Genomic DNA, 13081 nt, shown 5'->3' with positions numbered 1-13081 from the left:
ATCCTTTTAGGATTTGAAACGCTATCTCTTCATCTGTTCCGCCATCTACGCAAACATGTATAAATTTATCCTTTTAGGATTTGAAACATAATGGTAATAATAAAACATATGGATTATTAAAGTATAAATTTATCCTTTTAGGATTTGAAACTTTTTCCTTTTTCCATTGCTATTTTTGTGCTTCCGTGTATAAATTTATCCTTTTAGGATTTGAAACTTTTCTTTGTGAAATTCTGAATGATGAGTATGAGTGTGTGTATAAATTTATCCTTTTAGGATTTGAAACTTCGCAGAACAATAGAACTGTGTGCCTAAAGTAACCGTATAAATTTATCCTTTTAGGATTTGAAACAAAACTCACCAAACGCACTATTCCCACCCTCTAAAGTATAAATTTATCCTTTTAGGATTTGAAACGTTTTTTTAGGCTTTGTGAGACTGATTGTTTTGAAGTATAAATTTATCCTTTTAGGATTTGAAACCTTTTTTCGCACCTGCTAAATATCCGCGAAGTGTAGCGTATAAATTTATCCTTTTAGGATTTGAAACCCGCTTAAAACGCCTTGCTTGATATCTTCGTCCCAGTATAAATTTATCCTTTTAGGATTTGAAACACTTTCTTTGGAGCTTTTGAGCTTAATAATGATTGGTATAAATTTATCCTTTTAGGATTTGAAACTTTTCGCAAGGGCTATTTATATCATTTTTGCTATCTGTATAAATTTATCCTTTTAGGATTTGAAACGCGTGTTAGGGTCGTTTGCAAAGCCCCAATCTGCGTATAAATTTATCCTTTTAGGATTTGAAACATCAATAGCTGATAATGCCTATCAAGTAAAGGGGTGTATAAATTTATCCTTTTAGGATTTGAAACAATATTCTGCTTCGGTAGGTAGCATCCATTGAGATTGTATAAATTTATCCTTTTAGGATTTGAAACGTTCTTATAGGCGAAAAAGGCACTATGCTAGAGAGTATAAATTTATCCTTTTAGGATTTGAAACTGCATTTTCGTAGGAAGTGGTGCTAATCCGCCAACGTATAAATTTATCCTTTTAGGATTTGAAACGCTTCTATTTTTTCACTTTCAGTCATTTCAGCTTCAGTATAAATTTATCCTTTTAGGATTTGAAACAGGACATCTCTTAAGTCGTTTAAGAGTTTTTCCATGTATAAATTTATCCTTTTAGGATTTGAAACAAAATATATATCTATATTTTAAAAAATACTCTTAGGTATAAATTTATCCTTTTAGGATTTGAAACAATGAAATGATAAACAATGAAGATAAATGAAACATTGTATAAATTTATCCTTTTAGGATTTGAAACTTAAGCACGTGAATGGAAGCGAGTTTTTATTCAGTATAAATTTATCCTTTTAGGATTTGAAACTTTTGAGGGGAGCTCGTATCTACTTTGTACCCTCTAGTATAAATTTATCCTTTTAGGATTTGAAACCAATATGAATAAGAAAAAAATAAAAGCAATATTGGGTATAAATTTATCCTTTTAGGATTTGAAACTTATCAAAGTCTATGCTATCTTGCTCTTTTTCTTGTATAAATTTATCCTTTTAGGATTTGAAACTGGTATAATCTACCCATAAAATGCCGTTTCTATCGGTATAAATTTATCCTTTTAGGATTTGAAACTTTTTCAAGCCCTACACAAAATCAAAACTAAGGAGTATAAATTTATCCTTTTAGGATTTGAAACTAATTTAGGGATAAATGCTTACGCTAGTAATTCGGTATAAATTTATCCTTTTAGGATTTGAAACTAAGATGAGATTTGTGAATTTTCCTCCCTGAAACAAGTATAAATTTATCCTTTTAGGATTTGAAACTGATAAATGAAATCAAAATATCAGAACTTTTTGAGTATAAATTTATCCTTTTAGGATTTGAAACGCTTTGAAGATAAGACTATAAACGCAGTGGTGGAAGTATAAATTTATCCTTTTAGGATTTGAAACAGTTTTGAATGTGTTAAGTTAAGATTTTACTGCGGTATAAATTTATCCTTTTAGGATTTGAAACTCAAAACCGCGGATAAACTCGATGCCGTCCTCAGTATAAATTTATCCTTTTAGGATTTGAAACCCAACTAAAGAAGTATATGAGAAAATGCAGGAGAGTATAAATTTATCCTTTTAGGATTTGAAACAATACTGCGAACAAAAAGGCTTCAAAATCGTAGGCGTATAAATTTATCCTTTTAGGATTTGAAACAATACAATAGTATCACAAGTGCTAGGCTGGGAAACTATCGTATAAATTTATCCTTTTAGGATTTGAAACATACGTATTGTTAATATAAAAAAATCTGATATAGTGTATAAATTTATCCTTTTAGGATTTGAAACTCCTTGACCCTACAATCAGAAAGCCAAATAGTGAAGTATAAATTTATCCTTTTAGGATTTGAAACAAGGATTTCAAAGCAAGATAGCAAGTGGCTTAAGAGTATAAATTTATCCTTTTAGGATTTGAAACATTAATAATTGATAATGCCTATCAAGCAAAGGGGTCATAGTATAAATTTATCCTTTTAGGATTTGAAACAATGATTTAAAAAACGGCTTGCAAGTTGAAAATATGTATAAATTTATCCTTTTAGGATTTGAAACTAGCTTTGGCGGAGGCTATGGAATAAGCCCTATTGTGTATAAATTTATCCTTTTAGGATTTGAAACATTCCGCTTTGGATATAAAGATGAGCGATATTAAGTATAAATTTATCCTTTTAGGATTTGAAACCTATTTACTTGCGCAATATCGGTCTTTCTGACATTGTATAAATTTATCCTTTTAGGATTTGAAACGCTTTTGAATAGCCTCGTCGTCTCTTTTTACTTCGTATAAATTTATCCTTTTAGGATTTGAAACTAACCTAAAAGCTTGATAAGAGTTTTTATATCATGTATAAATTTATCCTTTTAGGATTTGAAACAGCATCGTCATAGGCGTTTTTGGTTCAAACTTGCCGTATAAATTTATCCTTTTAGGATTTGAAACTTGCAAATATCCACCCAACCGCCAAGTGCTTCAACCAGTATAAATTTATCCTTTTAGGATTTGAAACTAACTAATGAACCTCAACTATCCAAAGAAAAACTTGTATAAATTTATCCTTTTAGGATTTGAAACTTTTTTGCACTGTTAAATCTCTTTTTGATGATACCGTATAAATTTATCCTTTTAGGATTTGAAACTCCTTAAAATGGTATTGTGTCGTTATCTGAATAAGTATAAATTTATCCTTTTAGGATTTGAAACACCACCTGCTTAAATAAAAGCGTAAATATATCGAGTATAAATTTATCCTTTTAGGATTTGAAACCTCTATCAAAACAAAGAGGACAACCTCAAATAAAGTATAAATTTATCCTTTTAGGATTTGAAACGCCTTTTCATAATCCACAAGTGCTATTTTATCTGTGTATAAATTTATCCTTTTAGGATTTGAAACTTTATCAACTTAACGCCACAAAGGGGGCATACCTCGTATAAATTTATCCTTTTAGGATTTGAAACGAAAGTTTTAAAAAAGCTGATGAGGTATCATCAAAAAGTATAAATTTATCCTTTTAGGATTTGAAACTAACTCCCTTGTGATATTTCTAAAATATCGTTTTGGTATAAATTTATCCTTTTAGGATTTGAAACTAAATACTTCTTGAAAGTCTTGTTTTGTCATTTTAGTATAAATTTATCCTTTTAGGATTTGAAACATTCTCTCTTGATTGTCATTGATATACTTCCGCGTATAAATTTATCCTTTTAGGATTTGAAACTCACAATTTCTGTATTTTGTGTTTGATAGAGAGCTAAGTATAAATTTATCCTTTTAGGATTTGAAACGAAAAAAATACAAAGATGACAAAAGTAAGTATAGGTATAAATTTATCCTTTTAGGATTTGAAACTCAAAAATAAAATCATTCGAGGGAGTGGATATCTGCTGTATAAATTTATCCTTTTAGGATTTGAAACCCTACCAAAGTTTCGATGCCCAGACTATTTTCACGTATAAATTTATCCTTTTAGGATTTGAAACAATGGAAAAATACGCAAGAATAATAAATGATAAAAGTATAAATTTATCCTTTTAGGATTTGAAACAAATTCTTAAAATACATTTTTCTAATTTCGCCGATAGTATAAATTTATCCTTTTAGGATTTGAAACGATTTTTTGATAGAAGAGTGTGAAAAAAGCTAAAGTATAAATTTATCCTTTTAGGATTTGAAACCTGCTACTATCGATTTTTTTATATCGCCTACCACCTGTATAAATTTATCCTTTTAGGATTTGAAACCGATATCTTGTTGAATTTCAAGAGCTGTTTTTGAGTATAAATTTATCCTTTTAGGATTTGAAACGGTTCATCTGCACCGATTGAACTTCCCATATATGTATAAATTTATCCTTTTAGGATTTGAAACGCATATGCGAACAATCCTATCAAAACGGAGGGCTTTACGTATAAATTTATCCTTTTAGGATTTGAAACTAGCTTTGGCGGAGGATATGGAATAAGCCCTATTGGTATAAATTTATCCTTTTAGGATTTGAAACGTTTAATGGAAGTTGAGCAAAGCAACCTGGATGGGTATAAATTTATCCTTTTAGGATTTGAAACTCGTTGCATCTTCTGCCACGCCGCCCACAAAATCGTATAAATTTATCCTTTTAGGATTTGAAACTGAGTGTTTAGCTGAACTTTGTTTAAAAGAGCTAAACGTATAAATTTATCCTTTTAGGATTTGAAACCGAACGCTATCATCCCAAAACTCGCCAATTGTATTACGTATAAATTTATCCTTTTAGGATTTGAAACTGTATCGGCTATTTTGCAAAGGGATAGCACGATACAGTATAAATTTATCCTTTTAGGATTTGAAACACTATTGAAACTCAATCACTATTAAGCTCAAAAGCGTATAAATTTATCCTTTTAGGATTTGAAACAAATTTCAGTGCTATAAGTGTTAATCCGCCCATAGATGTATAAATTTATCCTTTTAGGATTTGAAACTCAACTTTGATGTTTATGCTGCTTGCATCTGAAACGGTATAAATTTATCCTTTTAGGATTTGAAACGGCTTGATAACAAAATACGCGCCTGACTGGTAATGTATAAATTTATCCTTTTAGGATTTGAAACTCTAAGGAGTGAAATAAACCCCTCTATAAACGGAATGTATAAATTTATCCTTTTAGGATTTGAAACATTGTGAATAATTTCTCTCTAACGCTCTTTCGTGATGTATAAATTTATCCTTTTAGGATTTGAAACAAATAGCTAAGCTCGACTAAATTATTATTTATTTTAGTATAAATTTATCCTTTTAGGATTTGAAACTTAAATGATGAGCTAGTCATCATCGGCGATAGAGTATAAATTTATCCTTTTAGGATTTGAAACATTACGCTAAAATTCTAATAGCGGATAAATATTAGTATAAATTTATCCTTTTAGGATTTGAAACCCTTTGAAAAATAATTTAAAAACTGATACACAACGTATAAATTTATCCTTTTAGGATTTGAAACGGTTTTGGTGATTTTTTCATTTCTAGTCGCGCAAGGTATAAATTTATCCTTTTAGGATTTGAAACTAAATGGTAATATTTTGCATATGGTTGGAGCTGACGTATAAATTTATCCTTTTAGGATTTGAAACATTTTTTTGATAACAACGATATAAGAAACTCATCGTATAAATTTATCCTTTTAGGATTTGAAACATCATCGATAAAGGAATGATAGGCATACCTGCTAAGTATAAATTTATCCTTTTAGGATTTGAAACGCTCATCAAGGCTTGGCTCTTTTGGTCTATTTAGGTATAAATTTATCCTTTTAGGATTTGAAACTTGGCTCTTGTTTCTATCGCATTTCTATCGCCATTGGTATAAATTTATCCTTTTAGGATTTGAAACCTATAACGCTGAAGTTAAGCCTAGCGTGATTTTTGTATAAATTTATCCTTTTAGGATTTGAAACTGTCCTCGCAACTTCTGTATTGGTATCCGCCGAATGTATAAATTTATCCTTTTAGGATTTGAAACTTATCAAAAAAGGATTAAAAATGAGCATTGAAACGTATAAATTTATCCTTTTAGGATTTGAAACTCTTCCAAAATTGTATTAAGCCTTTCAAGCATTTGTATAAATTTATCCTTTTAGGATTTGAAACCTTTTCAAGCCCTACACAAAATCAAAACTAAGGAGTATAAATTTATCCTTTTAGGATTTGAAACAGGATACTTTGCACACGTGAAATTCAAGACAGTATCGTATAAATTTATCCTTTTAGGATTTGAAACCACTATCAAATAAAAATCGGCTAAATTTGAAATAAGTATAAATTTATCCTTTTAGGATTTGAAACCTTAAAATCTAAAATGAACGGCTTAGACAGTGCTATGTATAAATTTATCCTTTTAGGATTTGAAACATCTTGAACTCATCTTGCGTTGTTTTGATGATTTCGTATAAATTTATCCTTTTAGGATTTGAAACTCAAAGCTAGAAAATTGAAAATGCTCCCAACCGCTGTATAAATTTATCCTTTTAGGATTTGAAACTACGCTTTAAGCTCATCATTTAAGCTATCTATCTTGCGTATAAATTTATCCTTTTAGGATTTGAAACTATCAAAAATCACATATGACCTACAAAATAGAAATGTATAAATTTATCCTTTTAGGATTTGAAACTTTGTTGTGACGTTTTTATTATCTAACATTTCCATGTATAAATTTATCCTTTTAGGATTTGAAACAACCTCTTTTCCCTCTTTTTCTCCATAACCAAAAGGTATAAATTTATCCTTTTAGGATTTGAAACTCAAGTAACATCGGGCTTATAGAATTATCCCATAGGTATAAATTTATCCTTTTAGGATTTGAAACGAAGTTCAAGGGGAAGTCTAACAAATCAGCAAAAGTATAAATTTATCCTTTTAGGATTTGAAACAGATTTCACAAAGAAAATAAAAATCATCAATTAAGTATAAATTTATCCTTTTAGGATTTGAAACTTATCAAAAAAGGATTAAAAATGAGCATTGAAACTTTGTATAAATTTATCCTTTTAGGATTTGAAACTCTGAGAGTTCTATCGTTGTTTATTTGGCTGGGTCGTATAAATTTATCCTTTTAGGATTTGAAACTCATCTCTCCTACTAATAGCTCCTCGTTCTCGTAGTATAAATTTATCCTTTTAGGATTTGAAACTACCTGTATTCTTCTACTAGCTCAAATCTATCTTTGTATAAATTTATCCTTTTAGGATTTGAAACCTAGCTTGTGGATATAGGCTCTCTATTTTGGAATTAGTATAAATTTATCCTTTTAGGATTTGAAACAACTCATTCAGGTCATATCTACTAAGCACCCAGTGTATAAATTTATCCTTTTAGGATTTGAAACTCAAATATAAGTTTTGCTAATGATATAACAGGCAGTATAAATTTATCCTTTTAGGATTTGAAACAATTTAAAAATTCCGCTACGCTCATTCCTTTTTTGAGTATAAATTTATCCTTTTAGGATTTGAAACTTCTTTTTAAATTTAGATGAGTTGTTTTTTGTATGAGTATAAATTTATCCTTTTAGGATTTGAAACTAAGTATGGCGACCCTATGTTTTTTGTCGGCGTTGAGTATAAATTTATCCTTTTAGGATTTGAAACGGTGTTTTTGTTGGTAGTGGAGTGACCTTTGGTTTGGTATAAATTTATCCTTTTAGGATTTGAAACAACACTAAAACAGACGAGCTAACAAATACCCTAAGTATAAATTTATCCTTTTAGGATTTGAAACGCTCTATTGCTTCAAAACCAAAAGAACCGAATAATTCGTATAAATTTATCCTTTTAGGATTTGAAACTGTTTAAATAGCCTTAAAAACGTGGTTTGGCTTTGTATAAATTTATCCTTTTAGGATTTGAAACCAAAATTGGCTTCCGGGTATTGTTTCAAGCATAACGTATAAATTTATCCTTTTAGGATTTGAAACTCCGAAGAAAAATATGAAATATACAATAAAAGGCTTGGTATAAATTTATCCTTTTAGGATTTGAAACGCGTTATGCTATTCTCTGCACAGACGCATTCTAAAGTATAAATTTATCCTTTTAGGATTTGAAACTTTTTGATTGATATGCTAGAAAAGTAACGCTTTATTGTATAAATTTATCCTTTTAGGATTTGAAACCCAAAATGAGCGTCTTTGTAGAAAATAAGCTAGCGTATAAATTTATCCTTTTAGGATTTGAAACAAGTCCATTATAGGAAGCTCAGCAATAACAGGTGTAGTATAAATTTATCCTTTTAGGATTTGAAACTAGAGTTTTGCGAAAAAATATCTTAGGGTAAAAAATGGTATAAATTTATCCTTTTAGGATTTGAAACGCCCCGTTTGTTTGAAAGCCCTTTGGTATATTCAGTATAAATTTATCCTTTTAGGATTTGAAACGTAAAGAGTGGTGCAAATAAAAAGAGCATCATATAGTATAAATTTATCCTTTTAGGATTTGAAACTTAACCTTGCTGATGAGCTTGAAAGTGTAATAAGTATAAATTTATCCTTTTAGGATTTGAAACTAGAGTCGTAGGCTACTATGCATTTTTGTTTGCCGGTATAAATTTATCCTTTTAGGATTTGAAACCGATATTTTTCGATATAAAGCCAAAGTATATACTAGCCCGTATAAATTTATCCTTTTAGGATTTGAAACTCATCATAAGCGTAGATTTGGTTTTGTTTATCTTTGGTATAAATTTATCCTTTTAGGATTTGAAACGCTTTTGAATAGCCTCGTCGTCTCTTTTTACCTCTGTGTATAAATTTATCCTTTTAGGATTTGAAACTCATAGACCGACAGAGAGTTTTAACATTGGCAAACAGTATAAATTTATCCTTTTAGGATTTGAAACCAGTAGTAATCAAACGCATACTGCCACATTTCAAGGGTATAAATTTATCCTTTTAGGATTTGAAACCTTTTCAAGCCCTACACAAAATCAAAACTAAGGAGTATAAATTTATCCTTTTAGGATTTGAAACCTTTTCAAGCCCTACACAAAATCAAAACTAAGGAGTATAAATTTATCCTTTTAGGATTTGAAACTTAAGGTTTCATCAACACCGTGGCTGGATAATTATGGTATAAATTTATCCTTTTAGGATTTGAAACTGCACTGCTTTCATTCCTTTGGCTGAAATGCTACGGTATAAATTTATCCTTTTAGGATTTGAAACTTTTATTATGCTTACCCTATGGGCTTTATGTATTTTTGGTATAAATTTATCCTTTTAGGATTTGAAACCTAAGCCTCGCCCACGCTTCATCTATCTCTTGCTGTATAAATTTATCCTTTTAGGATTTGAAACGTTAAAATCCCCCTATGGTTTGCATAGATATCTGTATAAATTTATCCTTTTAGGATTTGAAACTCAAATAGGCGGAGAGAGCGCTATAAAGGTATATTGTATAAATTTATCCTTTTAGGATTTGAAACTTTTTGTGATTTGCATTTTTTATCGCTGTTAGTGCTGTTTTTATGTTTTTATCTAGGGCATCGCTTAGGGTGGTTGTTGTTTTGTTAATTTTATTAAAAGCAGTATTAAACTCACTTAAATCCACTCCAAAGGTTAAAGTAGCATTTGACATATTTAATCCTTTTATGGTATTTTTTTAAAAAAGGCTTATAAATGTTTAGTTTTATTATTATGGTTTTGGTTTTTGCTTTAATAAAATTTTATTGTCATTTTGATTTTAGCTGCTCAAAGCCTTACACTGGCAAAACTGATGCAAGATATAAAGATATCAAGCTTTAAGCCTCATTTATCCTTTTTTTGCTATCTCAAAATAATCTATAAATTCATTTAAATCCATTGATAAAATCTCATTAAACCCAAAATGGTATAAAATTCACCTTTTTTAGGATTTGGAGCTTACTTTTTTATATTATAATAACCATATGGAAAGCATTTATAAAACTATACTTGAGCCAATAGCTCACACTTTTATTACTATTTATTTTACTTGTTTTTTACCTTGTTTATGCTTTTCGTTGTTGGTCTTGCACTATATTCACTAAAATCATAAAATCTTTTGCATATATCCAAAGACAGTTATGATTTGGAACGGTATAATGCATAATTTAAGCACTATTGTTTCATAAGGTATAACTTTATATCTATTAAACAAAACTTTCCACTATTTTTAAGTTTAAATGCTAAGTTTATTGGACGTTGCTTTACATCCATTCAATCACTTGTGAAATTTCTTTTGCGACGAATATCTTTAAATTTGATTTTTCTATCGGTTTGCTCGGTGCTATTATATTTTTAAATTTTTGCATACTGGCTTCTTTTAGCCTTGCATCAAGGTTAAATATATCTCTGATTTCTCCGTTTAAGCTAAGCTCACCTATAAAGATGCTTTCTTTGCTGATAGGGCGATTTCTAAAGCTCGATATGATAGCTGCTACAACAGCTAGATCGCATGCGGTCTCATTTATCTTTACTCCGCCAGTAACATTTATAAAAACGTCATAATGCCCCAAGGGAATTTCAAGCTTTCGCTCCAATAAAGCAAGTATCATATCCAGACGATTTTTATCAAATCCAGTGGAACTTCTTTTTGGATAGCTACTCTCGCAAACTAGAGCTTGGATCTCTACTATAAGCGCGCGGCTTCCTTCCATCGTGACTGTTATGGCTGAGCCACTCACTGCGTCTCCTCTAGTAAAAAATTTGCTAGTAGCGTCTTTTGCGCTTATCAGACCGAATTTGCTCATTTCAAAAATCCCAACTTCACTAGTTGAGCCAAAGCGATTTTTAAATCCCCTAAGAAGCCTGAGCTCCATACTGCTATCGCCTTCAAAATACAGCACGACATCAACCATATGCTCTAAAATTCTAGGTCCGGCGATAGAGCCTTCTTTTGTGATATGTCCGATGATGAACACGCATATATTTTTACTTTTTGCAAGCCTCATCAGCTCAAAAGTTATCTCGCGTACTTGCGAAACTGAACCAGGAGCTGAGCTTATTTTATCGCTATATAATGTTTGTATAGAATCCACTACTAGCGTTTTATACTCTTTTTTCGAGATTTCTGCTAGGATATTGTCTAAGTTTATCTCTGTTAAAAGATATAGATTTTTGCTGTTCGCATTTAGTCTGTTTGCACGTAGCTTTATTTGAGACTCACTTTCTTCCCCGCTTACGTATAAAACATTTTCACCAAATTCGGCCAAATTTGAAGCAATTTTTAAAAGCAGTGTTGATTTTCCGATGCCTGGACTTCCGCCGATAAGCACAAGTGAGCCATCTACCAAGCCTCCGCCAAGAACGATATCAAGCTCAACGTCTCCTGTAGTGCGGCGTGAAATTTCTTCTATTTTTATATCAGTTATGGCTTTTGCTTTTGATGAAGGAGAGTTACTTATCTTTGAGATTTCATTGATGACTTTTATCTGTTCGCTACTAAGCTCCACAAAGCTTTCCCAAGCCCCGCATCCAGGACATTTGCCCATCCATTTGCTCTGTTGATTTCCGCAAGCTTCACACTCAAATATAGTTTTAGTTTTTGCCATCGTTATCCAAGTATATAGCATCACAGATAGTTTTAACAAAATCTTTTGGATCAAATTTGATTATATCGTCCATCTGTTCCCCTACGCCGATATATAGTATAGGAAGCTCAAGTTCTCTTGCTATGCCTAGCAGAGCGCCGCCTTTGCTTGTTCCATCAAGCTTCGTGATGATAACGCCGTCTAAATTTATAATTTCATTAAATGCTTTTGCCTGAGCTAACGCGGCATTTCCTTGGGTTCCATCAAGTACGATGATCTTTTGATGCGGTGCTGAAGCTAAAGCTTTGCTTGAAATACGAACTATTTTTTCTAACTCGTTTGCCAAATTTTTTTGGTTTTGCAGGCGACCTGCAGTGTCTATGATAACGTTGTCATAGTCTTTTGCTACAGCAGAGCTGATGGTATCAAATGCAACTGCTGCTGGATCGTGTCCTTGCGCAGTTGCTATTATAGGTACGTTTAAGCGGGTTGCCCACTGGCGTAACTGCTCGATCGCTCCCGCTCTAAAAGTATCGCTAGCACCTAAGATAACGCTTCTGCCGCTATTTTTATATAAATTTGCTAATTTTGCTATGGTCGTCGTTTTTCCAGCACCGTTTACGCCGATTATCATTTGTACAAAAGGCTTTGTTTCTAAATCGTTTGGATTATCGTATAAAAAGTATGTTTCCATAACTCTTGCGAGATCTGCTCTATCTACTAGATCTCTAGGCGGAAGATAATACACTATCTCTTCTACAATTTCAAAAGGTACATCCGCTTCTAAAAGCAACTCTTCTAATATATCTTTTGTTATCTTTTTATCTTTTGGTTTATTTGAGGTTATCGACGAAATAGTCTTTTCTAAGCCTTTTTTTAGAAAATCGAACATTATGAGATTACCTTTTTTATGTCAGATTCTAGCATTTCTTCTGGAACCAAACCGATATAGTGAGTCGCGTACTTGCCATTTGGATAGTACAACACTGAATACGGTATGCCTACTACTTCTCCAAGTGCTTTAGCGAAAAAGAAATTCGACTCGCCGTAAGCTACGCTGTAGTTGATATTATACATTTTTATAAATTCACTTATATCATCGGCTGTTCTTTCTTCCATAAGTACGCCTATTATCCTGAGTTCGTTTTTAAATTTATCTTGAAGACTTACTAGATGCGGAATTTCAGCTTTGCACGGTGGACACCAAGTCGTAAAAAATGTAAACAAAACCGCTTTATTGTTATCTTCTATATCAAAACCTTCACTATTTCTTTGCATATTTAAATTCTTACCATCATTTAACGTTAAAGTGAAACTTCTATCGTAATTTTCACTTATAGATGAGGATGTGGGCGTAGTATCTTCGCTTTTGTCATTTTTACTACAACCGTAAATAAAAATAAGCAAACATGCTATAATTAGACTTTTTAGTTTCATATTTTTTCCTATAAATAAAAATAGTTGATATTATACATAAAGTT

Annotated in this window: 4 protein-coding genes and 1 CRISPR repeat array (1 of these 5 running past the window's edge); of the genes, 1 reads left to right on the top strand and 3 read right to left on the bottom strand. The window is 31.1% G+C overall.

Annotation, left to right across the window (positions count from 1 at the left end):
- A CRISPR array of direct repeats spans positions 1-9536; the repeat unit is 30 nt; unit sequence GTATAAATTTATCCTTTTAGGATTTGAAAC (it extends 2293 nt beyond the left edge of the window).
- Between the two features lie 193 nt (positions 9537-9729).
- Positions 9730-9855: a hypothetical protein gene (locus CHHT_RS09175; protein WP_255199053.1), complete on the top strand. Its 126-nt coding sequence runs from the start codon at positions 9730-9732 to the stop codon at positions 9853-9855.
- 422 nt (positions 9856-10277) lie between these two features.
- Here CHHT_RS09175 and radA read toward each other — a convergent pair whose 3' ends face one another.
- From radA to CHHT_RS05995, 3 genes are read right to left on the bottom strand one after another with little or no spacing between them, the layout of a single operon-like run.
- The gene (gene radA, locus CHHT_RS06005) at positions 10278-11621 is read right to left on the bottom strand and encodes a DNA repair protein RadA (protein WP_059430776.1); all 1344 of its coding nucleotides are present in this window, start codon (positions 11619-11621) and stop codon (positions 10278-10280) included.
- Complete coding sequence (gene ftsY / locus CHHT_RS06000; protein WP_059430777.1) at positions 11608-12492, bottom strand: signal recognition particle-docking protein FtsY; 885 nt, start codon at positions 12490-12492, stop codon at positions 11608-11610. The genes radA and ftsY overlap by 14 nt, the downstream gene beginning before the upstream one ends.
- The gene (locus tag CHHT_RS05995) at positions 12492-13037 is read right to left on the bottom strand and encodes a TlpA family protein disulfide reductase (protein WP_034963884.1); all 546 of its coding nucleotides are present in this window, start codon (positions 13035-13037) and stop codon (positions 12492-12494) included. The genes ftsY and CHHT_RS05995 overlap by 1 nt, the downstream gene beginning before the upstream one ends.
- Between the last annotated feature and the right edge of the window lie 44 nt (positions 13038-13081).

The sequence above is a fragment of the Campylobacter hyointestinalis subsp. hyointestinalis genome (assembly GCF_013372145.1).
Lineage (GTDB): Bacteria > Campylobacterota > Campylobacteria > Campylobacterales > Campylobacteraceae > Campylobacter > Campylobacter hyointestinalis.
Note: the sequence above shows the minus strand (reverse complement) of the source record. Positions and strands in the feature narration are given on the sequence as shown.

Excerpts from the sequence above, each read along its gene's own strand:
- radA (WP_059430776.1), bottom strand. The coding sequence starts at position 11,621 with ATGGCAAAAACTAAAACTATATTTGAGTGTGAAGCTTGCGGAAATCAA.
- CHHT_RS09175 (WP_255199053.1), top strand. The coding sequence starts at position 9,730 with ATGTTTAGTTTTATTATTATGGTTTTGGTTTTTGCTTTAATAAAATTT.
- CHHT_RS05995 (WP_034963884.1), bottom strand. The coding sequence starts at position 13,037 with ATGAAACTAAAAAGTCTAATTATAGCATGTTTGCTTATTTTTATTTAC.
- ftsY (WP_059430777.1), bottom strand. The coding sequence starts at position 12,492 with ATGTTCGATTTTCTAAAAAAAGGCTTAGAAAAGACTATTTCGTCGATA.